The sequence below is a fragment of the Azospira sp. MPR-E4 genome, assembly GCF_058809645.1.
On the sequence record NZ_JBXAST010000004.1, the window covers coordinates 94,555 to 117,129 of the forward strand.

Annotated in this window: 16 protein-coding genes and 2 tRNA genes; 14 read left to right on the forward strand and 4 right to left on the reverse strand. The window is 65.1% G+C overall.

The window, feature by feature from the left end; all coding sequences use genetic code 11:
- Positions 1–86 precede the first annotated feature (86 nt).
- Positions 87–938, forward strand: coding sequence for a radical SAM protein (locus AC1RTA_RS02560; protein WP_492783880.1), 852 nt, complete (start codon positions 87–89; stop codon positions 936–938).
- A 77-nt stretch (positions 939–1,015) separates the two neighbouring features.
- Here AC1RTA_RS02560 and AC1RTA_RS02565 read toward each other — a convergent pair whose 3' ends face one another.
- The gene (locus tag AC1RTA_RS02565) at positions 1,016–1,321 is read right to left on the reverse strand and encodes a helix-turn-helix domain-containing protein (RefSeq protein ID WP_014237196.1); all 306 of its coding nucleotides are present in this window, start codon (positions 1,319–1,321) and stop codon (positions 1,016–1,018) included.
- A 273-nt stretch (positions 1,322–1,594) separates the two neighbouring features.
- Between AC1RTA_RS02565 and AC1RTA_RS02570 the strand changes: the two genes are divergently transcribed.
- The 5 genes from AC1RTA_RS02570 to AC1RTA_RS02590 all read left to right on the forward strand — a co-directional run bounded on the left by AC1RTA_RS02570 (position 1,595) and on the right by AC1RTA_RS02590 (position 6,366).
- Positions 1,595–2,818 carry an aspartate kinase gene (locus tag AC1RTA_RS02570; protein WP_014237195.1) on the forward strand — a complete coding sequence of 408 codons (1,224 nt, stop codon included), beginning with the start codon at positions 1,595–1,597 and terminating at the stop codon, positions 2,816–2,818.
- A gap of 82 nt (positions 2,819–2,900) precedes the next feature.
- Positions 2,901–2,994 (forward strand) — tRNA-Ser (locus AC1RTA_RS02575).
- A gap of 105 nt (positions 2,995–3,099) precedes the next feature.
- Positions 3,100–3,176, forward strand: a tRNA-Arg gene (locus AC1RTA_RS02580).
- Positions 3,177–3,532: 356 nt separating this feature from the next.
- Entirely contained in the window at positions 3,533–5,782 is a 2,250-nt protein-coding gene (locus AC1RTA_RS02585; RefSeq protein ID WP_492783881.1) for a TonB-dependent receptor plug domain-containing protein, read from the forward strand.
- Between the two features lie 299 nt (positions 5,783–6,081).
- On the forward strand, positions 6,082–6,366 hold the full coding sequence (locus tag AC1RTA_RS02590; RefSeq protein ID WP_014237193.1) for an HU family DNA-binding protein: 285 nt from the start codon (positions 6,082–6,084) through the stop codon (positions 6,364–6,366).
- Positions 6,367–6,450: 84 nt separating this feature from the next.
- On the opposite strand, the gene AC1RTA_RS02595 is transcribed toward AC1RTA_RS02590, so the two are convergent.
- Positions 6,451–9,672 (reverse strand): DUF748 domain-containing protein, encoded by a 3,222-nt coding sequence (locus AC1RTA_RS02595; protein ID WP_492783882.1) that lies wholly within the window; start codon positions 9,670–9,672, stop codon positions 6,451–6,453.
- A gap of 143 nt (positions 9,673–9,815) precedes the next feature.
- On the opposite strand from AC1RTA_RS02595, the gene AC1RTA_RS02600 reads away from it, so the two are divergent.
- The 3 genes from AC1RTA_RS02600 (at position 9,816) to AC1RTA_RS02610 (ending at position 13,398) form a co-directional block, all read left to right on the forward strand.
- Complete coding sequence (locus AC1RTA_RS02600) at positions 9,816–10,604, forward strand: ferredoxin--NADP reductase (protein ID WP_492783883.1); 789 nt, start codon at positions 9,816–9,818, stop codon at positions 10,602–10,604.
- Positions 10,605–10,669: 65 nt separating this feature from the next.
- Positions 10,670–11,737 carry an FG-GAP repeat domain-containing protein gene (locus tag AC1RTA_RS02605; RefSeq protein ID WP_492783884.1) on the forward strand — a complete coding sequence of 356 codons (1,068 nt, stop codon included), beginning with the start codon at positions 10,670–10,672 and terminating at the stop codon, positions 11,735–11,737.
- Positions 11,738–11,778: 41 nt separating this feature from the next.
- Entirely contained in the window at positions 11,779–13,398 is a 1,620-nt protein-coding gene (locus AC1RTA_RS02610; protein WP_014238092.1) for a methyl-accepting chemotaxis protein, read from the forward strand.
- 89 nt (positions 13,399–13,487) lie between these two features.
- Here the strand turns inward: AC1RTA_RS02610 and AC1RTA_RS02615 are convergent, their stop codons facing one another.
- Positions 13,488–14,885, reverse strand: coding sequence for a protein kinase domain-containing protein (locus tag AC1RTA_RS02615; protein ID WP_014238093.1), 1,398 nt, complete (start codon positions 14,883–14,885; stop codon positions 13,488–13,490).
- Positions 14,886–15,030: 145 nt separating this feature from the next.
- Between AC1RTA_RS02615 and grpE the strand changes: the two genes are divergently transcribed.
- From grpE to AC1RTA_RS02635, 4 genes are all read left to right on the forward strand, one after another.
- A complete protein-coding gene (grpE, locus tag AC1RTA_RS02620; RefSeq protein WP_014238094.1) occupies positions 15,031–15,588 on the forward strand; it encodes a nucleotide exchange factor GrpE in 558 nt (185 codons plus the stop codon).
- Positions 15,589–15,730: 142 nt separating this feature from the next.
- Entirely contained in the window at positions 15,731–17,662 is a 1,932-nt protein-coding gene (dnaK, locus tag AC1RTA_RS02625) for a molecular chaperone DnaK (protein ID WP_492783401.1), read from the forward strand.
- 98 nt (positions 17,663–17,760) lie between these two features.
- Entirely contained in the window at positions 17,761–18,900 is a 1,140-nt protein-coding gene (dnaJ, locus tag AC1RTA_RS02630; protein ID WP_014238096.1) for a molecular chaperone DnaJ, read from the forward strand.
- Positions 18,901–19,039: 139 nt separating this feature from the next.
- Complete coding sequence (locus tag AC1RTA_RS02635) at positions 19,040–20,185, forward strand: ABC transporter substrate-binding protein (RefSeq protein ID WP_014238097.1); 1,146 nt, start codon at positions 19,040–19,042, stop codon at positions 20,183–20,185.
- Positions 20,186–20,283: 98 nt separating this feature from the next.
- Here the strand turns inward: AC1RTA_RS02635 and cysS are convergent, their stop codons facing one another.
- The gene (cysS, locus tag AC1RTA_RS02640; RefSeq protein WP_492783885.1) at positions 20,284–21,660 is read right to left on the reverse strand and encodes a cysteine--tRNA ligase; all 1,377 of its coding nucleotides are present in this window, start codon (positions 21,658–21,660) and stop codon (positions 20,284–20,286) included.
- A 274-nt stretch (positions 21,661–21,934) separates the two neighbouring features.
- On the opposite strand from cysS, the gene AC1RTA_RS02645 reads away from it, so the two are divergent.
- The coding region (locus tag AC1RTA_RS02645; RefSeq protein ID WP_492783886.1) for a tetratricopeptide repeat protein at positions 21,935–22,575 on the forward strand (641 nt) is incomplete at its 3' end.

Here is a 22,575-nt window from a genome sequence, read left to right on the forward strand (position 1 = left end):
AGCCCGCCCCGCCGCCGCTGCCGGGCGCCTCTCCGGCCCGGCCCCAGCCCCGCTCCAGCCACTCTTCAGCCACTGTCCGACCGCCCATGGAATCCCCTGCCCAGCCCCTCAGCGTCACCGACCATCGCCGCGACAGCGCCGGTCTGACCTACGTCTATCCGGTGGTATCGCGCCGGGCGGGCGGCGTTTCCGTCGGCATCAACCTCAATCCCAACAACGCCTGCAACTGGGCCTGCGTCTATTGCCAGGTGCCGGATCTCACCCGGGGCGGCCCGCCGCCCATCGACCTGGCCCAGCTGGAGCGGGAACTGGATGCCATGCTGACGGACCTCCTGCAGGGCGATTTCATGCAGCGGGCCGTGCCACCGGAAGCGCGCCGGCTCATGGACATCGCCTTTTCCGGCAACGGCGAACCCACCAGCGCTCCAGAATTCCCGGCGGCGGTGGAAGCAGTGCGGCGCCAGGTCGAACGGCACCAGCTACAGGGCCGCATCGCCCTGCGCCTGATCACCAACGGCAGCCTGCTGCACCGGCCCGAGGTCCAGGCCGGCATCGGCCGCCTGGGCGAAGCCGGCGGCGAGGTCTGGTTCAAGGTGGACCGGGCCACGGTGCCGGGCATGGAGGAGGTCAACGGTACCCGGGGCGATCCGGGCAAGGTCCTGGCCAATCTGCGCCGCTGCGGCGAGCTGGCCCCCACCTGGGTCCAGACCTGCCTCTTCCGCCGCGACGGCGCCGCACCAGCGGAGGCCGAACTGACGGCCTACCTGGAGCTGCTGGCCCAGGCAGGGGAACGGGTACGCGGCGTCCATCTCTACGGGCTGGCCCGCCCGTCCCTGCAACCCGGGGCCGAGCGTCTCGAGCGCCTCAGCCCGGCGGAACTGGAGGCGGTGGCCGAGCGCATCCGCGCCCTGGGCCTGCCGGTCACGGTCAGTCCCTGAAAAGCGGCACGGCAGACCCCAAAAGAAAAAGCCCCTGCAAGCAGGGGCTTTTTTTTACAGCAGGGGACCGATATGAATCAGGCGGCCTTCTTCTGCTTGGCCTTGGCGGCCTTCTTCAGGTTCTTCAGGGTTTCGGGTTCGAAAGCCTTCAGGTACTCGACCACTTCGATGTCCTCGCGCTTGATGCGCTGGATGTCCACCTGCTCCACGTGCACCAGGCGCAGCAGTTCGCGCACGGGCTTGGGCATGTTGCGGCCGCTCTCGTAGCGGGAACCGCCGCTCTGGGTGACGCCGATCTTGGACCAGAATTGCTGCTGGTTCAGGCCCAGCTTGCGGCGGATTTCGCGGGGGTCGATCTTTTCAACCAGTTTGACATTGCTCATGGTGTGTTCCTCTCGAATATTGGGGTGTCAATCTGCTCTGGCAGAGCCGTTTCGGCGCCAAACCGCTTGCCGAAGGCCATGTTCTGGGACACCCAAAACATATCACCAAAGTCATAGTACGTAAGTATAGGCCATTCACATATATTTGCAAGTGGCATGAATCAAAAAATCACTAAGGGATTTCACTTAGTTGACCTAACCGAACACCCTACTGTTAGGCACGCGGTTCAGATAGAATCACGGGTTTTCTTACTCCGCTCAATTGGATAACGAATGGCGCTGATAGTTCAGAAGTACGGCGGCACGTCGGTGGGCTCGACGGAGCGCATCAAGAATGTGGCCAAGCGCGTGGCCCGCTGGAAGGCAATGGGCCACGATGTGGTGGTGGTGCCCTCGGCCATGTCCGGCGAAACCAATCGCCTGATCGGCCTGGCCAAGGAAATCTCCGCCACCCCCTCCCCCCGGGAACTGGATGTGATCGCCTCCACCGGCGAACAGGTGACCATCGGCCTGCTGGCCATGGCCATCCAGGAAGAAGGCCTCAAGGCCAAGAGCTACACCGGCTCCCAGGTGCGCGTGCTGACCGACAGCACCTTCACCAAGGCCCGCATCCTGCAGATCGACGACGAGCGCATGCGCAAGGACCTGGCCGAAGGCAACGTGGTCGTGGTCGCCGGTTTCCAGGGCGCCGATGAGAACGGCAACATCACCACCCTGGGCCGCGGCGGCTCCGATACTTCCGCCGTCGCCCTGGCCGCCGCCCTCAAGGCCGACGAATGCCAGATCTATACCGACGTGGACGGCGTGTACACCACCGACCCCCGCGTCGTGCCGGAAGCCCGCAAGCTGGACACCATCACCTTCGAGGAAATGCTGGAAATGGCCAGCCTCGGCTCCAAGGTGCTGCAGATCCGCTCCGTCGAGTTCGCCGGCAAGTACAAGGTAAAACTGCGCGTCCTCTCCAGCTTCCAGGATGAAGGGGAAGGTACGCTGATCACTGTTGAGGATGACAAGAACATGGAACAACCGATCATTTCCGGCATCGCCTTCAATCGCGACGAAGCCAAGCTGACCGTGCTGGGCGTGCCTGACCGTCCCGGCATCGCCTACCAGATCCTCGGCCCCATCGCCGACGCCAACATCGACGTGGACATGATCATCCAGAACGTCGGCGTGGACGGCACCACCGATTTCTCCTTCACCGTCAATCGCAGCGAATACACCAAGGCCATGGCCGTGCTGGAGCAGGTCAAGCAGCACGTCGGCGCCCGCGAGATCGTCGGCGACAACAAGACCTGCAAGGTTTCCGCTGTCGGCGTCGGCATGCGCTCCCACCCGGGCGTGGCCAGCCAGATGTTCCGCACCCTGGCCGAGGAAGGCATCAACATCCAGATGATCTCCACCTCCGAGATCAAGATTTCCGTCGTCATCGACGAAAAATATCTGGAACTGGCCGTGCGCATCCTGCACAAGACCTTCGGTCTGGACCAGGCGTAAACGGCGCCGCGCAGTTATTTGCAGCCCCGGCTGCAAAGTAGTTTGACCCGGGCCGGCTAACCCGTTAATATGCCGGCCTTCCGGAGACGTGGCCGAGAGGTCGAAGGCACTCCCCTGCTAAGGGAGCATACGGGCTAAAACTCGTATCGAGGGTTCGAATCCCTCCGTCTCCGCCAGCCTTTCCTGCAGTAAAAAAGGCTTGGCAAACGAAGCGTGTTTTTATACAATCTCGCTTCTTTGCGGAAAGCAGCAAAGAAAGTAGTAAAAAGTTGCAAGACAGCGCGCCCGTAGCTCAGCTGGATAGAGTACTTGGCTACGAACCAAGGGGTCGGGCGTTCGAATCGCTCCGGGCGCGCCATTCAGATAAGCAGGAAAGCCAAGGGTTCAGACGTCAGCGCGTCTGGGCCCTTTTGCTTTTCCGGGTACCCCCGGCGCCACTTCTGCACGACCGGCGGCGCCCTCACCACCCTGCCCGGCGGAGCGGGCTCCGCTGCCGCAGCCAAGCCGCCGACGGCGGCGATCACAGGCCCTCCCGCACCGCCGCCGCCGTCAGGCGAAATATTTCCTTACAAAGTGCTCCTGCAGGGCGGCGCCAGGCTCCGTATACTTCGCCCCGCCAGGTAGCCAGGATTGCCGCCATCCCAGCCCCCCAGCCCATAACAAGACTCGGCCGATACATCGGCCTTCACTTTCCCCATCGAGAGTCCTGCCGCCATGGTGCTGTCACCTAACGCCCTGCCCTTGCCCCGCCTGCGCCCCCTCCTGCCGCTCCTGCTCGCCGCCCTGCCTCTGGCCGCCGCAGCTGCGGAAGCAGAGTCCCCCACAACCAAACCCGCCAGCAGCCAGAAGGATGGCCGCACCCTGGGGGAAATCGTGGTTTCCTCCACCCGCCTCGACGACACCGAGCAACGCCGTTTCGCCACGGCCGCCAAGATGGTTTTCGGCCGGGAGGAACTGGACCGCTACGGCGACTCGTCCGTGGGCGACGTCCTGAAGCGTCTGCCGGGCGTCACCATGTCCGGCACCCCGGGCCGGGGCGGCGACATCCGCATGCGGGGCCTGGGCAACGGCTACACCATGATCCTGCTCAACGGCGAGCCAGCGCCCCGGGGCTTTTCCCTGGACAGCATCCCGCCCGAACAGGTGGAGCGCATCGAGGTGATGCGGGCCCCGGTGGCGGAGCACAGCGCCCGGGCCATCGCCGGCACCATCAACATCGTCCTGCGGGAGGACTTCGCCCGCAAGCAGAACGACTTCCGTCCCAGCCTCAACCTGGAGAACGGCCGCCTGCAGCCCTTCGTCTCCCTGCAGCGCAGCGACGCCATCGGCAACTTCGGTTACAACCTCAATGCCAACCTGATGCACCGGGACCAGGACAGCGAAGTGGCCACCACCACCAGCGCCCGCAACCTGGCCACCGGCATCCCCATCCTGCAGCGCCTGGAGGAAAGCCGCAGCCATACCGTGGCCGACGGACTGCACCTCTCCTCCCGCCTCAACTGGAAGCTGGACGGCGGCGACAGCCTGAGCCTCAATCCCTTCCTGGCCCAGAACCAGAGCGCCACCACCGGCAACACCCAACTCACCCAGAGCGTCGGCGCGGCCCCCTATGCCAATGCCAGTTGGCGCACCGAGAACGAGAGCACCATGCTGCGTCTCATGGGCAACTGGAAGCATCGCCTGGACGGCGGCAGCAAGCTCGACATCCGCTTCAACGGCGGCCTGGCCAACAGCGACAGCACCACCGACCGGCGCGAATACGATGCCGGCGGCGCCGTGGCCCACACCCACTGGAACAGCACCAGCATCCGCGACAGCAGCTTCAGCACCGCCGGCAAGCTCTCCCATCCCCTCAACCGGGAGCACAACCTGGCCTTCGGCTGGGAACTGGAACGGGGTCAGCGCAAGGAGAGCGCCACCACCGTGCAGGACGGCGCCCTGCAACTGGCCCAGTTCGGCAGTGACCTGCAGGCCAGCACCAGCCGCCTGGCGGCCTTCGGCCAGGACGAGTGGGAAGTCTCGCCCCTGTGGTCCCTCTACGGCGGCCTGCGCTGGGAAACCATCCGCACCCGCAGCGAGTGGGCCGCCGGCTCCGCCAGCAACGACAGCAGCGTGGCCAGCCCCCTCTTCCACAGCGTCTGGCGTTTCACCGAGGAGAGCAAGGACCAGATCCGCCTGGGCCTGACCCGCAGCTACAAGGCGCCGACCCTGAACCAGCTGGTGCCCCGGCCCAGCCTCTCCAGCACCTATCCCACCAGCGGCGCCAACACGGTGGACAAGGCGGACAGCGCCGGCAACCCCAACCTCAAGCCGGAACTGGCCTGGGGCCTGGACCTGGCCTTCGAGCATTACCTGACGGAAGGCGGCATCCTCAGCGCCAGCCTGTTCCAGCGCAACATCGACAACCTCATCCGCAACGTCACCTCCCTGCAGAGCGTCAGCTGGTCCCCGGTGCAGCGCTGGGTCACCACGCCCCAGAACATCGGCAGCGCCACCACCCGGGGCATCGAGCTGGAAGCCAAGTTCCGCCTGCCAGAACTGCTGGCCGAGGCCCCGCCCGTGGACATCCGGGCCAACCTCAGCCGCTTCTGGTCCGAGGTGGAGGGCATCGTCGGCCCCAACAACCGGCTCGACCAGCAACCCACCTACAGTGCCAACCTGGGGGCCGACTACCGCCTGCGCAGCCTGCCCCTCACCATCGGCGGCAACCTCAACTGGACCCCCGCCTACACCGTGCAGCAGAGCAACACCCAGACCTACACCCAGCAGCTGAAGCGGGTTTACGACGTCTATGCCCTGTGGCAGGTGCAGCCGGACACCCGCATCCGCTTTTCCGCCGCCAACCTGCTGCAGGCGGATTACGACACCGGCGCCACCTACCTGACCGGCAGCACGGAGCAGTCGGTGCAGAGCAGCACCCGCACCTACCGCATCTTCTCGGCCCGGCTGGAGATCAAGTTCTGACGCGGCCCGCAGCCCGGCGATCGACCTAAGTCATTGATCGTATTGGCCAAGCGGGAAACCCCCGGACTGCCGGCAAGGGCCGGGGTCCGCTTCCCGCCGCCGGCACGGTGCCTCCGCCCCCGTTTTTTTGCACCAGATCGGGGCAGGAAAAGTCCATCCCGCAGTCATCCCAATCCGGGGGAAAGCCCCATCCCTGCTGAATTTCCAGCAAATCAGGCTAGGCAGCTTCGTCCCGTTATGCCAGAATCCCTGCCGAGCGCGGAATCCCGCGTCACCTTCGAAACCAAGGAGATTTCTGAATGAACAAGAGCGATCTGATTGACGCTATGGCGGCTGGTGCCGACCTGAGCAAAGCTGCTGCCGGCCGTGCCCTGGACGCAGCCATCGAAGCCATCACCAAGGCCGTCGCCACCGGCGACAGCGTGACCCTGGTCGGTTTCGGTTCCTTCAAGGCCGTCAAGCGCGCTGCCCGTACCGGCAAGAACCCCAAGACCGGTGCCACCATCCAGATCCCGGCTTCCACCAGCCCCAAGTTCTCCGCCGGCGCCGCCTTCAAGGCTGCCGTCGCTCCCAAGAAGAAGTAATCCTTCTTCTCCGGAAAGAAAAGGCCGCCCAAGGGCGGCCTTTTTGTTTGACCGGGGCCGGCAGCGACGGCCCCTGGCCTGCCCCTACTGCAGGCTGAAGTCCACGCGCCCGCCCACCGGCGCCCCCTTGGGTGCTTCGCCGCCCACCTTGGGCGACAGCAGGAACAGGCGCTCGGCCGCAATGCCGCCCTTCTCCACCAGCCAGGTCTGCACCGCCGTGCCGCGACGCTGGGCCAGCTGACGCATCTCTTCCTCTTCGGCGGGGATGTTGGCGATCATCAGGGCCTCCATCTCCGCCACCGGCAGGCTCTTGGTGAGGCCGATGAAATTGCGGGGCTTCTTGAAGGATTCCTCCTTGTAGGCCTTTTCCAGGTAGCGCGGATATTCCTCGGCGCTCACCGTGACCGCGGCGATGCTGCCGGAGGCCTTGCCGCCCTTGGCCTGCTCGGCCAGCTTCTGGGCCCGCACCTTGCGCTCCAGGATGGCGCGCTTGAGGCCTTCCTGCTCCGCCGCCGGATCGGCCGTGCCGGTGATTTCCAGTTCCAGGGCCGGACGTTCGCGCAGGGCCTTGGCGATGGTTTCCAGGCGCTTTTCCACCTCCGGGGTGATGCGGGCATGGCCGGCATCGAAAGCCACGTAGGACAGTTCCTCACCGCCGCCGAAGAGGGAGGACAGCAGGGTGAAGGGCGAAGTCACCGCCTTGGTCAGCAGGTTGAGGATCATCTTGCCGACGATGCCGCCGATGGAAAACTGGGGATCGTTGAGGGAGCCCTGCACCGGCAGGTTGAGGTCGATCTCGCCCCGGGAGTTTTTCAGCAGCGCCACCACCAGGCCGATGGGAATGCCCAGGGCGTTGGGACTTTCCACCTTGTCGCCGAAGGTCAGCTGGTCGATGAAGATCTTGTTCTGGGCCTGCAGCTCGCCCTTCTCCACCTTGTACTGCACATCCACCGAGAGCTTGCCCTTCTCGATGGTGTAGCCCAGGTAACGGCCCGAATAGGGCGTGAAGGAGGACATCTCGATGCCCCGGGCCTTGGCCTGCACATCCAGGGCAATGGGCGAGCCCAGGGGATCGATCTTGCCGGAGATATCCAGGGGTGCGGTACGGTCCACCTTGCCCCGGATCAGCAGCTCCGCCGGCTTGCCCGCCGCCAGGGTGCCGATGCGGCCCGACAGGTCGGTCAGGTTGGCGCTGTAGTTGGGCTTGATGAAACGGTCGGTGAAGTTGATGTTGCCACCGGCCAGCACCACCTTGCCGATGCGGATCTGGGGTGCAGGCCCGGCGGGCTTGGCCGGGGCTGCGACGGGGGCAGGAGCTGCAGCCGGCGTCGCCGGCACGGCGGCGGCGGAAGCGGCAGGCGCAGCGGCGGCGGGCTTGGCGCCTTCGTCCTGGCGCACGATGTCCTGCAGGTTGAGGCGGCCTTCGGGCGACAGGATGGCCCGGGCGTAGAAGCTGGTGATGGCGATCTCGCCCACGGCAAAGCGGGGCGGCACGCTGCCGGTCTCGACCCCGGTCAGGCGCAGGCTGCGCCAGCGCAACAGGTCGGTGGCATTGAGCTTGTCCAGCACGTTGAAGTCGGTGAGATTGACGTCGCCGTCGAAGGCCACGCCGGGAGCGGCTCCAGCGGCCCCAGCCGCCACCTTAAGCTTGCCCTTCACCGTCAGGTCGCCCTTGGTCAGCAGGGCATTCAGCTGCTCCGCCGCCAGGCCCTGCAGGGCCACCAGATTGACCTGTTCCAGATCCAGCTGCAGATCGGCGGCCAGGGGGGCGAGGGCGGCCGCCCCCTCCACCTTGAAGCGTCCCTGTTCGTTGATGCGGGCCTCGATGCCGATCTGGCTGCGACTACCGGCGGCGGAGGAAAGGCCGGCCACATGGAGGTCCAGGCCGTCCACGCTGAGGGGCGGCACCTTCTCCAGATTGTCGTCCGTGTAGCGCAGCTTGCCGCCACCGACCCGCAGCTGGGCCACCTGCCAGCCCCAGGGCGCCGGCGCCTTGGCGGCCCCGGCCGTACCACCTGTCTTGGCCGGGACTTTGGCGGGAGCCGCCTTGGCCGGGGCCGCCGGCGTGGGCGCCAGGGCGGCCAGGGACTGCAGCAGATCCACCTCGCCGCCCTTGAGGCGACGTACCCCGGCCTGGGGATTTTCCAGGGTGATGCCGGCCACCTTGGCCTGACGGCTGACCAGATTGACCGACACCCCATCCAGGGTCAGGGCGGAAAAGCCGAGGAAGGGCTGCTTCTCGCCGTCCCGGGAGAAGGCCAGATCCCGCACTGCCAGCTTCAGGTCCACGCCCTTGGCATCGTCCAGGGTGGCCCGCTGGATGCCCAGCTGGATGGCTCCCACCTGCAGCCCCACCTTGTTGCCCTTGGCTGCAACGCCCTTGATGCCCAGGTCGCCGCTGACGCCGACGCTGGGGGCCTGGCCCTCGGCCTGGCTGAAGGTCACCGCCAGATCGCCTTCCAGCTTGGCGGCCGTGACGGTCAGGGGAATATTGGCGGGAATGTAGGCATCCACCCCGGCCAGGTCGAAGTCCCGGATTTCCACATCCACCACCGCATCCTTGCCCGGGGCGAAGGGACGCAGCTTGCCGCCGAGGGACAGGGGCGCGCCGTTGAGTTTGGCGGCGAAATGGGGTTCAACGAAGGATTCCACGGTGCCCGGCGTGTTGGCCAGGAAAGGAATGCCCAGGGCCAGGTCGGTGATGTGGTGGCTGACCTTCACCGGCCGGTCGTCGAAGTCGATGCGGCCGCCCTCGACGGCGATGTTGGCCACGGAGAATTTCGGTGGCGGCCCCTCGGAGGGCTTTTCCGTCCATTTCTCGATCAGGTCCGAGATGTTGTAGCGGTTGCCCTCCTCCCGCACCAGGTGCACATAGGGCCCCACCAGCTTGACTTCGCTCACCACCGGGATGCCCCGGGCCAGGCTCATGGAGGAGACATTCACGTGCAGGCTGTCGAAGCCCAGCAGACGCTGTTCCGCCGGCACGCTGGCATCGGCGCCGCGCTGCCCCACGGCAAAGCCGCTGATGGTGGCCGACAGGGTGTAGGGGGAAACCTGGATGCGCTCGATGCGCACCGGCCGCTCGAATTCCTCGGCCAGCAGGGATTCCAGCTTGGCCTTGGCGAAACCCGGCAGCCAGAAATAGCCAAGAAGGCCGAACAGCACCAGGAAGATGCCCAGGCCCCAGGCTCCCTGGCGCACCCGCCGGTGGCGGGCGAAGGCTTGCAGGCGGGGTTGCAGGTGTTGCAGGCCGGCCTGGAGCCGGGTGGAGAGATCGTTGTTCTGTCGGGGTGCGGAGGCAGTCATGGCAATGCTCTTTTCTTATGGTGTGACGCCAGTTTATTACGACGAATGGGAAATCCGGTACGACCTTGGTCACGTCCGGGAACTGCCCGGCCAAATTCCCGACTAATTTACTAGGAAATAAACCAGCTCAAGGGAGGCCGCCCATGGACGCCGGCGACAAGTATTCGGTGGAACGCATCACCTGGTTCAAACGCTGGACGGACAAGCTCTTCTCCTTCCGTCTGACCCGCCAGCCGTCCTTCCGTTTCGTCCCCGGCCAGTTCGTGCGCCTCGGCCTGCCCCTCACCACAGCCCCCGACAGCCCCCTGGCCTGGCGCCCCTACTCCATGGTTTCCGCCGCCTACGACGAGCATCTGGAGTTCTATTCCATCGCCGTGCCCGACGGCGAATTCACCTCCCGCCTGGCCCGCCTCGGGATCGGCGACCGGGTGGCGGTGGACCGCCAGGCCTGGGGCCACCTCACCACGGATCGCTTCCAGGGCGGCCGGGACCTGTGGCTGCTGGCCACCGGCACCGGCCTGGCGCCCTTCCTCTCCATCCTCAACGACCCGGCGGTGTGGCAGCAGTACCAGCACATCGCCCTGGTGCACAGCGTGCGCGACGGCGCCGAACTGACCTACCGGGACTGGCTCGCCGCCCTGCCCGGCCACCCCCTGGTGGGAGAGCTGGCCGACCGCCTGCGCTACCAGCCGGTGGTGACCCGGGATGGGGCTGCCCCGCCCGGCACCCTGAGCCGGCGCATCCCGGCCCTGCTGGCCGACGGCAGCCTGGAAGCGGCCCTCGGCCTGGAGATCGACCCGGCCCACAGCCGCCTCATGGTGTGCGGCAATCCGGCCATGGTGGAGGACACCCGCCTAGCCCTGGAGGCCAAGGACTGCCGCCTCTCCAAGCGGGGCCAGCCGGGTCAGGTGGCCCTGGAAAACTCCTTTTAGAAACGCCTCAACCTTTGCTCCGGGAGGCCGTAGACGAGGTAGCCACCCGCCACCCGGAGCCTCCCATGAAAATTGCCTCTGCCGACGTCCAGATGGCCGCCAGCCATGCCAGCCTGCAACACCATGAAGTCAGCGAAAGCCTGCGCGTCTGGGTCGGCGACCGGCGACCCGACTTCGAAGGCAACGGCGACTTGGCGACAGCCTCCCCGACATCGCCGGCCACCAGTGTCAGCCTGTCCCCTGAAGCCCTGGCGGCCCAGGCCCAGGACGGGGTGGAGGCTGCCGGCGCCAAGGCCGAAGAGACGCTGGACCCCAAGCTGGCCCTGCTCAAGACCCTGATCGAGTACTTCACCGGCCGCAAGATCGAGCTCCTCAGCCAGACCGATCTCAGCGCCGAAACGGGCACGCTTGCGGCCGGCAAGGCAGCGGGCGGCGTACCGGCCGACACAGCACCGGCCAAGGCCGGCTACGGGGTGGAATACGACCACCACGAGTCCTACACGGAAATGGAGCAGACCACCTTCTCCGCCCAGGGGGTGGTGCGCACCAGCGACGGCAAGGAAATCAGCTTCGACCTCAACCTGGCCATGAGCCGGCTCTACCACGAGGAAAGCAGCGTCAGCCTCCGCGCCGGCGACGCGGTGAAGAAGGACCCCCTGGTGCTCAATTTCGCCGGCACCGCCGCCCAGCTGACCGACCAGCGCTTCGCCTTCGACATCGACAGCGACGGCAAGGACGACATGATCAACTTCACCAGCGGCGGCAGCGGCTTCCTGGTTTTCGACAAGGACGGCAACGGCAGCGCCACGGACGGCGGCGAGCTGTTCGGCACCCGCAGCGGCGACGGCTTTGCCGAACTGGCCGCCTACGACACCGACCGCAACGGCTGGATCGACGAGAACGACCCCATTTTCGAACAGTTAAGAATCTGGATCAAAGACGGGGCTGGCCGGGACCAGCTACTTTCCCTGGCAGACAAGGGCGTGGGCGCCATCGGCCTGCAACATCTGGCCACCCCCTTCGAGGTGAAGACGGCGCAGAACCGGCTACAGGCTTCAGTGCTGGCTTCCGGCGTGTTTTTACAGCAGAATGGAGGCGTTGGCTCGATCCAACAACTGGACTTGACTGTATAGCGGCAGGACCGACAAATTAAAGCCGAGGACCAAGGGAGATTATGGCTCGTATCGCCGATTTGAAAATCTGGGTGCGCCTCACCGCAGCCATCTGGTTCATGCTCATTGCCGTATGGACAGGCATGATCGTCTGGGAATCCGAAGTCAATCGGGAAACAGCCATCGGCCAAGCCAAGGATTTTGCCGGCAGCATCCACGAAATGACCATGGCCGGCCTCACCGGCATGATGATCACCGGCACCGTCGGCCAGCGCGAAGTCTTCCTCGACCAGATCAAGCAGCTCTCCGTCATCAAGGACCTGCACGTGGTCCGCGGCGAAGCCGTGAGCAAGATTTTCGGCCCCGACACCAAGGACAAACGTCCCATGGACAGCATCGAGCAACAGGCGATGCAGAGCGGCAAGGCCTATACCGCCGTGCATGAAGAAAACGGCGCCACCTACCTGCGGGTGGTCACCCCCACCCTGGCTTCCACCAACTACCTGGGCAAGAACTGCATCATGTGCCACCAGGTGCCGGAAGGTTCCGTCCTCGGCCTGGTCAGCATGAAGGTTTCCCTCGACAAGGTGGACGCCGAGGTCAACGCCTTCCGCCTGAAGATCGCTGCCGCCGCCTTCGGTGCCAGCCTGCTGCTGCTGGCGGTGATCTACCTGTTCATCCGCCACTTCGTCACCATTCCCATCGAGCATCTGACCCACGGCCTGCAGGACATCGCCACCGGCGAAGGGGATCTCACCCGCCGCCTGGAAGTGAAGGGCCGGGACGAAGTGGGTCTGGCCGCCACCGTCTTCAATCAGGTGATGGAGAACTTCTCCACCCTGGTGCGCCAGGTCAGCCAGTCCGCCACCGAGGTTTCCGCCAAGGCCCATGCCCTGGCCCAGAGCGCCTCCCAGGTGGCCGACGGCTCCCACCAGCAGAACGAGAAATCCGTCACTGCCGCCTCCGCCGTGGAACAGATGGTGTCTTCCATCGCCGCCATTTCCCAGAGCGCCGAGCACGTGCAACAGCAGTCCCAGGAAAGCCTGAAGCGCTCCGAGGAAGGCAACAAGAGCCTGGGCCACCTGCTCGAGGAAATGAACAACGTGGAACAGACGGTCAAGGAAATGGCCGAGTCGGTGAATGAGTTCGTGCGCAACACCGACGCCATCAACAAGATGACCCAGGAAGTGAAGGACATCGCCGAGCAAACCAATCTGCTGGCCCTCAACGCCGCCATCGAGGCCGCCCGGGCCGGCGAGCAGGGCCGGGGCTTCGCCGTGGTGGCCGACGAGGTGCGCAAACTGGCCGAGAAGTCCTCCCGCTCCGCCAGCGAGATCGATGCCATCACCGAAACCCTCTCGGCCCAGTCGGTCAATGTGCGGCGGGCCATCGAAGAGGGCCTGGGCCACCTGTCCTCCAGCCAGGCTTCGGTCACCAACGTGGCCGACATCCTGCAGGCCGCCAACGGCTCCGTCACCGAAGTGGGCCACGGCCTGGATGCCATCGCTGGCGCCACCGACGAGCAGCGCCGGGTCAGCGGCGAAGTGGCGGACAGCATCGAGGCCATCGCCGCCATGGCCCGGGAAAACAACGAATCCGTGGAGCAGACGGCTGCCGCCGCCCAGTCCCTGGAAGCCCTGGCCGATTCCCTGCAGAACACGGTGGGTCGCTTCAAGGTCTGATCCCGGACCGCCCACAATAAAACGCCCGGCAGGCACCAAGCCTCCGGGCGTTTTCTTTTGTTGCGGCGCTGCCGGCGGCGGTCAGTCCGCTATTCGATGGGCGGCAGCAACTCCAGGTCGCAGTCGAGCTCGGCGTAATCAACGCCGCCGCTGCGGGCACCGCCCCCCTCCACCGCCTTGTCGCCGAAACGGGCCAGGATCTTGTCCGCCTCCCGCAGCCGCTCCACCACCCGCGCCATGAGAGCGCGGCGCATGCGCTCGATCAGCTCTTCCGAGGCCAGTTCCAGGGCCGGGCCGCTGACCTCGAGGAAGACGGTGGGCTCCAGGGTGACCACGCTGGCACTGCGCTCCGGGCTTTCCGGATGCAGGTAGGCCATTTCCCCCAGCACCTCGCCGGCCCCCAGGCGGCAGATGGCGCGCCCGTCCCGGGAAACCTCGGCATAGCCGCTGACGATGATGCCGAAGCGCCGGTCCTCGTCCCCTTCCCGCATCAACTCCACCTTGGGCGCAATCTCGCGCCAGATGCTGATGCGCAGCACCTCCCACAGTTCCACATCCTCGAAGCTGGCGAAGAAGGGCAGCTGCCGCAGCCGGTCGAAGCGGACCATGTCCCGGGCCGTGTCGTCCTCGTCCAGGATCTGGTAGCGGACGGTGGACAGGTCCTTGGCGAAATCGGCCCCGTTGCGGTAGCGGCTGTAAAGGTCCTTCTCCAGGGCCCGGCGGATGATGCCGTCCATGGCCTCCGGAATGGCCGGATTGAGGGCGCAGACCGAGGGCGTATCCATGTTCACGATCTTGTACATGAGGGCTGCCGACGTGGGGGCCCGGAAAGGCGTGCGGCCGGTGAGCAGCTGGAACAGCACCACCCCGAGGGAATAGAGGTCGGTCTTGTGGTTGAGGGGATAACCCTTGACCTGCTCCGGCGACATGTAGGCCGGCGAACCCACTCCCATGACGAAGGTGGAATCCTTGCCCACGTCCTTCTGCAGATTCAGGGCCAGGCCGAAATCGGTGATCTTGGGATTGTCGTCGGCATCGATGAGGATGTTGGCCGGCTTGATGTCCCGGTGCACCACCCCCTGGCGGAAGGCGTAGTCCAGGGCCAGACAGCACTTGAAGATGATGCCCACCACCCGGTGCATGGGCAGCAGGCGGTCGATGGCGCAGAACTGGTCCAGGGGCGTGCCATTCACGTACTCCATGACCATGTAGGTGCGCTGCTCCCCATTTACCTCTTCCATCACCGCGTCGAAGACCCGGGTGATGTGGGGATGGTCCAGGCGCCGGGCAATGCTGCCCTCGGTCTGGAACAGCTTCAGCAGGCGCCGCGAGAGGGCCGCATTCTCCCCCCCCAGGCGCATCAGCTTGAGCGCCACCTGACGGCGTGACTCGTCCACAGCCTGCGGGTCCCGGGCCAGATAGACGATGGAGGTGGCTCCCCGTCCCAGTTCCCGGACGACTTCATAGCGGCCGATGCGTTCCGGCATGGTTCAGTCCCCGCGAGGCGTTTTGGTCTGCATCGGCAGATGCTAGCAAAGCCCCGGCGGAGGCCGGCGGAAATTAATCACGCCCCGGGGCTTGAAATCCCCGAGAGCGCCCCCACGTGGAGAAAAGTTTTTCCGGAGAATCCCCATGCAAGATCAAAACAAGCCTCAGGAACCCCTGGAACTGGGCGGCGATGCCAATGCCCCCGAATCCGTGGCCCAGCCCGCTGCAGGCCAGACCGATACCACCCCGAGCCTGGAAGAGCTGCTGCGCCAGGCCGAACTGAATGCCCAGGAACACCACGACGCCTGGCTGCGAGCCAAGGCCGAGACCGAGAACATGCGTCGCCGGGCCCAGGAAGACATTGCCAAGGCCTCCAAGTTCGCCATCGAGAAATTCGCCGAGAGCCTGCTGCCGGTGAAGGACACCCTGGAAATGGCCCTGGCCGACACCAACCCCGACTCCCTGCGGGTCGGCGTGGACATGACCCTGAAGAATCTCCTCTCCGCCTTCGAGAAATCCGGCGTCAAGGAAGAGAACCCCGTTGGCCAGAAGTTCGACCCCAACAAGCACCAGGCCATCGGCATGGTGGAGTCCGAGCAGGAACCCAACACCGTGGTGAATGTGCTGCAAAAGGGCTACCTCATCGCCGACCGGGTGCTGCGCCCGGCCATGGTCATGGTCGCCAAGGGCAAGGACGCCTGATTTTCGGAAAAAAAGGGCTGGAAACAGCCTTGAAATAGCCGCCCCCACCCCCATTTGGGGTGCAGAAAGCAATTCGTATTGATTCCGGCGGGTGCGCCGGGCCGAAGGCCCCCACCGCCGCCACTCTGAAAGGACACGAAACATGGGCAAGATCATCGGTATCGACCTGGGCACCACCAACTCCTGCGTCGCCATCATGGAAGGCGGCCAGCCCAAGGTCATCGAAAACTCTGAAGGCACCCGCACCACCCCCTCCATCGTCGCCTATGCCGAAGACGGTGAAGTGCTGTGCGGCGCCCCCGCCAAGCGCCAGGCCGTGACCAACCCGCGCAACACCCTGTTCGCGGTGAAGCGCCTGATCGGTCGCCGCTTCGAGGAAAAGGAAGTGCAGAAGGACATCGCCCTGATGCCCTACAAGATCGTCAAGGCCGACAACGGTGATGCCTGGGTGGACGTGCGCGACAAGAAGATCGCCCCGCCCCAGGTTTCCGCCGAAGTGCTGCGCAAGATGAAGAAGACCGCCGAGGACTACCTGGGCGAGGAAGTGACCGAGGCCGTCATCACCGTGCCCGCCTACTTCAACGACAGCCAGCGCCAGGCCACCAAGGACGCCGGCCGTATCGCCGGTCTGGAAGTGAAGCGCATCATCAACGAACCCACCGCCGCGGCCCTGGCCTTCGGCATGGACAAGAAGCAGGGCGACAAGAAAATCGCCGTGTATGACCTGGGTGGCGGCACTTTCGACATCTCCATAATCGAAATCGCCGAAATCGACGGCGAGCACCAGTTCGAAGTGCTGTCCACCAACGGCGACACCTTCCTCGGCGGCGAAGACTTCGACCAGCGCCTGATCGACTACATCGTCACCGAATTCAAGAAGGAACAGGGCGCCGACCTGTCCAAGGACGTGCTGGCCCTGCAGCGTCTGAAGGAAGCCGCCGAAAAGGCCAAGATCGAGCTGTCCTCCTCCCAGCAGACCGAAATCAACCTGCCCTACATCACCGCCGATGCTTCCGGTCCCAAGCACCTGACCCAGAAGATCACCCGGGCCAAGTTCGAATCCCTGGTGGACGACCTGGTGGAACGCACCATCGCCCCCTGCGCCACCGCGCTGAAGGATGCCGGCGTCAAGGTCAGCGATATCGACGACGTGATCCTGGTGGGCGGCCAGTCCCGCATGCCCAAGGTGCAGGACAAGGTGAAGGAGTTCTTCGGCAAGGATCCCCGCAAGGACGTGAACCCGGACGAAGCCGTGGCCGTCGGCGCTGCCATCCAGGGCGGCGTGCTGCAGGGTGAAGTGAAGGACGTGCTGCTGCTGGACGTGACTCCCCTGTCCCTGGGTATCGAAACCCTGGGCGGCATCATGACCAAGCTGATCCAGAAGAACACCACCATCCCGACCAAGGCCAGCCAGGTCTTCTCCACCGCCGACGACAACCAGAACGCCGTGACCATCCACGTGCTGCAGGGTGAGCGGGAAGTGGCTTCCGGCAACAAGAGCCTGGGCCAGTTCAACCTGTCCGACATCCCGCCGGCCCCCCGCGGCATGCCCCAGATCGAAGTCACCTTCGACATCGACGCCAACGGCATCCTGCACGTCTCCGCCAAGGACAAGGCCACCGGCAAGGAAAACAAGATCAAGATCCAGGCCTCCTCCGGCCTCTCCGAGGAAGAAGTGCAACGCATGGTGCGCGATGCCGAGCTGCACGCCGAAGAGGACAAGAAGGTCCATGAGCTGGCCGACGCCCGCAACCAGGCCGACGGCATGGTGCACATGACCAAGAAGTCCCTGACCGAGTACGGCAAGGAACTGTCCGACGAGGAAAAGGCCGCCATCGAAGCCGCCATCAAGGAAGTGGAAGACGCCGTGCGCGGCACCGACAAGGCCGAGATCGAAGCCAAGACCCAGGCCCTGGCCGCCGCCGCCCAGAAGCTGGGCGAGAAGATGTACGCCCAGCAGCAGGCTGCCGGCGGCGCCCCCGGTGCCGAAGCCGGTGCAGCTTCCGGCGGCGAGAAGACCGTGGAAGGCGACGTGGTGGATGCCGAGTTCACCGAGGTGAAGGACAAGAAGTAATCTCCTCTTCCGGTCCGACCATGGGTCGCAAGGACGTGCAAAGCCAGGCCGGAAGGCCCCTTTGCACGCTTTGCGGCCATGCCTTTTAGAGAGCTGAAATGGCAAAAAAAGATTTTTACGAAGTCCTCGGCGTCAATCGGGATGCCAGCGACGACGAGATCAAGAAGGCCTACCGCAAGCTGGCCATGAAATTCCATCCGGACCGCAATCCGGATAACCCCAAGGCCGAAGAGCAGTTCAAGGAAGCCAAGGAAGCCTACGAGATCCTCTCCGACGGCCAGAAGCGGGCCGCCTACGACCAGTACGGCCACGCCGGGGTCGATCCCCAGGCCGGCGGCTTCGGCGGGGGCGGTGGCTTTGGCGGCGGCGGTTTCGGCGATGCCTTCGCCGACATCTTCGGCGACATCTTCGGCGGCCGTGCCGGCGGTGGCGGCGGCGGCCGTTCCAACATCTACCGCGGCGCCGATCTGCGCTACAACCTGGAAATCAGCCTGGAGCAGGCGGCCAAGGGGACGGAAACCAAGATCCGCATCCCCACCATGGAAGTCTGCGACACCTGCAGCGGCTCCGGCGCCAAGAGCGGCACCCAGCCCAAGACCTGTCCCACCTGCCAGGGCAGCGGCCAGGTACGGCTGCAGCAGGGCTTCTTCTCCATCCAGCAGACCTGTCCCAAGTGCCACGGCACCGGCCGCATCATTCCCGACCCCTGCGGCACCTGCCACGGCGCCGGCCGGGTCAAGCAGCACAAGACCCTGTCGGTGAAGATTCCGGCCGGGGTGGACGAAGGCGATCGCATCCGGCTTGCCGGCGAAGGGGAACACGGCGTCAATGGCGGCCCCCCGGGCGACCTCTACGTGCAGATCCACCTCAAGGCCCACTCCGTCTTCCAGCGGGACCACAACGACCTGCATTGCGAGATGCCCATCAGCTTCACCACCGCCGCCCTGGGCGGGGAAATCGAAATCCCCACCCTGGACGGTGCCGCCAAGATCAAGATCCCGGCGGAAACCCAGTCGGGCAAGGTCTTCCGCCTGCGCGGCAAGGGCATCAAGGGCGTGCGCAGCCATGTGCACGGCGACCTGCTGTGCCACGTGGTGGTGGAAACCCCGGTCAATCTCACCGAGCGCCAGAAGGAACTGCTGCGGGAACTGGAGGAGATCAGCCAGGGCGATTCCGCCAACCACAATCCGAAAGCCCAGAGCTGGATGGACAAGGTGAAGGATTTCTTCGGGCAGTAGTCCCGGAGACAAACCAGGGCGGCCTCCGGGCCGCCTTTTTTTCGGGCCGCAAAGCCAGGCGGCGTCTTGCAATCCGGCCCGACCAATGCCATAGTCCTCCCCCACAACACACCACAAAATGACGCTCAAGGAGGGAAAAATGAAGCGCTTTCGTCACCGTCTGGCATCCCTGTTAATGGCCTCCTGCGCCCTGCTGTCCGGCGCCGCCATGGCAGAGAACGGGGTCACCGACAGCACCATCACCCTCGGCATGTCCGCCCCCTTCTCCGGCCCCAACGGCATCTACGGCACGGAAATGCGGGAAAGCATCACCGCCTACTTCGAGCAGATCAACAAGGGCGGCGGCATCAACGGCCGCAAGCTGGAACTGGTTTCCCTGGACGACGGCTACGAGACCGACCGGGCCGTGGCCAATACCAAGAAGCTGATCCACGACGAAAAGGCCTTCGCCCTGCTGGCCTTCTACGGCTCCTCCCCCACCACTGCCGCCATGGAAGTGTTCTCCGGCGCCAAGGTACCCCTGGTGGGCACCATCTCCGGCGCCGAAACCCTGCGCAACCCGGTGAACCGCTACATGTTCAACGTGCGCGCCAGCTATGCCAACGAAACCGATGCCATCGTCAGCCAGCTGGCCTCCCTCGGCCTGAAGAACATCGCCGTCTTCTACCAGAACGACGGCTTCGGCAAGTCCGGCCTGGACGGCGTCACCGCCGCCCTGAAGAAGCACGGCCTGGCCCCCTCCGCCGTCGGCACCGTGGAACGCAATTCCCTGGACGTGGCCAAGGCGGTGGAAGCCATTTCCAAGGTCACGCCCCAGGCCGTGATCATGGTCACCCTGTACAAGCCCACCGCCGAGTTCGTGCGCCAGATGCGCAAGCACGGCCAGAACCCCCAGTTCATGACCCTCTCCCCGGTGGGCGCCGACCTGCTGGTGAAGGAACTGGGTAACGACGCCCGGGGCATCGGCATCTCCCAGGTCATGCCCTATCCCTGGAACGACTCCAACCCCCTGGTGCGGGAATACCGCAAGCTGATGACCACCATGGGCAAGCAGAGCCAGTCTCCCTACTACGGCGTCGAGGGCTATGCCATGGCCAAGGTCATGGTGGAAGGCATCAAGCGGGCCGGCAAGGACCTCACCCGGGACAAGCTGACCACGGCCCTGGAAAGCATGGGCAGCTATGACCTGGGCGGCTACCGGGTCAGCTACTCCACCAGCGACCACAACGGTTCCCGCTTCGTGGACCTGACGGTGATCGGCAACGGCGGCAAGGTCCTGCGCTAGACCGACCAAGCATAGAAAAAGCCCGCCGATGGCGGGCTTTTTTGTTTCCCCCGTTCCGGACGGGAGGCGAATACGAAAGAGCGGAAGACGGCCCGGCTTCAGGCCCGGCGCCAGGTGGTGCCCTGGGCGGAGTCCTCGAGCACGATGCCGGCGGCCAGCAGTTCGGCCCGCAGACGGTCGGCCTCGGCAAAGTTCTTCGCCTTCTTGGCATCGATGCGGGCCTGGATGCGGGCCTCGATCTCCGCCGGGCTGAGGCCATCGGCCGCGTCCGGCGTGGCGCCCTGCAGGAAGGCCTGGGGATCGCGCTGCAGCAGCCCCAGCACCCCGGCCAGGGCCTTCAGCTGGGCCGCCACGGCTGAGTCCTTGCTGCGATTGGCCTCGTTGGCCAGGTCGAACAGCACCGCCAGGGCTTCCGGCGTGTTGAAGTCGTCGTCCATGGCCGCCTGGAAGCGCTGGGCATGGGACTCGTTCCAGTCCACCGCCACCGCTTCCGCCGGCGCCGCCTTGAGGGCAGTGTACAACCGGGTCAGGGCCTGCCGGGCGTCGTCCAGATGGGCGTCGGAATAGTTGAGGGGGCTGCGGTAGTGGGCGCGCAGGATGAAAAAGCGCACCACTTCGGCGTCGTACTTCTTCAGCACGTCGCGGATGGTGAAGAAGTTGCCCAGGGACTTGGACATCTTCTCGTCATCCACCCGCACGAAGCCGTTGTGCATCCAGTAATTGACGAAGGTGCAACCGTGGGCCCCTTCGGACTGGGCGATCTCGTTCTCGTGATGGGGGAACTGCAGGTCCTGGCCGCCGCCGTGGATGTCGAAATGCTTGCCCAGCAAATCGGAGCTCATGGCCGAGCACTCGATGTGCCAGCCGGGACGGCCGGCGCCCCAGGGGGATTCCCAGGCAGGCTCGCCTGCCTTGGCGTGCTTCCACAGCACGAAGTCCAGGGGGTCCTGCTTGGCCGAATCCACTTCCACCCGTTCGCCGGCCCGCAGGTCGTCCAGGGACTTGCCGGAGAGGCGGCCGTAGCCGGGGAACTTGCGCACCGAGAAATTCACGTCGCCATCGGCGGCCTTGTAGGCCAGGCCGTTGGCTTCCAGCTGGCCGATGAGGCCCAGCATCTGGGGCACATACTCGGTGGCCCGGGGCTCGTGGGTGGGCTTCTGCACGCCCAGAGCAGCGGCATCCTCATCCATGGCCGCGATGAAGCGGTCGGTCAGCTGGCCGATGGTCTCGCCGTTTTCCACGGCCCGGCGGATGATCTTGTCGTCAATGTCGGTGATGTTGCGGACGTAGGTCACGTCCAGACCGCTGGCCCGCAGCCAGCGATAGACGGCATCGAATACCACCAGCACCCGGGCGTGGCCCAGGTGGCAGAAATCGTAAACCGTCATGCCGCAGACATACATTTTCACCTTGCCGGCTTCAATGGGGACGAATTCCTGCTTTTCCCGGGCGATGGTGTTATAGATTTTCAGCATGGGCAGAAAGAAAAATGGGGATTATCGGATGGGCAAAAGAAAGGGCGGGAGCTTACCCGCCCGACGGCAGGCCTGGACACAAGCGGCAACTGCCGTGGAACCCGGGGGGCGGACGGCACCGAAATTCACCAGGTCGATGGCCCGGCAACTTCGCTCCGGCGCCCTTCTTTGTTAGAATCGGGCAGTTTTGCGAAAAGCCTGAAAAAAGCCGTTCGGCGTTCGCTTCGGCATATGCAAAACACCGTCAAATCGTCCGAGAGAGTATAACACAACGATGGGTTCCCACTTTTCGCCAGCTGCCCGCCTGCCGCGCCATTCCAGCCGTTCCCGGCTGCTTCCGGCCCTGCTGATCGGCGCCCTGATCGGGCTCGGTTCCGCCAACATTTCCCTGGCGGCCGACGTTGCCATCACCGATATCCAGAAGATGGTCAGACAGGGACAGAACGCCCAGGCCCTGGAAAAAGTGGATGCCTACATCGCCACCCGTCCCAAGGACGCCCAGGGACGCTTCCTGCGCGGCATCATCCTCACCGAGCTGAATCGCAACAATGAGGCCATCGCGGTCTTCACCAAGCTCACCGAGGATTTCCCGGAACTGCCGGAGCCCTACAACAACCTGGCCGTGCTCTACGCCCAGCAGAAGCAGTACGACAAGGCCCGCACCGCCCTGGAAATGGCCATCCGCACCCATCCTTCCTACGCCGTGGCCCACGAGAACCTGGGCGACGTCTATGCCAAGCTGGCCAGCCAGGCCTACGACAAGGCGCTGCAACTGGACTCCTCCAATGCCCACGCCCAGTCCAAGCTGTCCCTGATCCGCGAAATGATCGGCTCTTCCCGGGCTCCCGGCGGCAAGGTACCCGCTGCCGCCGCGCCTGCTGCCGCTCCGACGCCAGCCCCCGCCCCGGCGCCTGC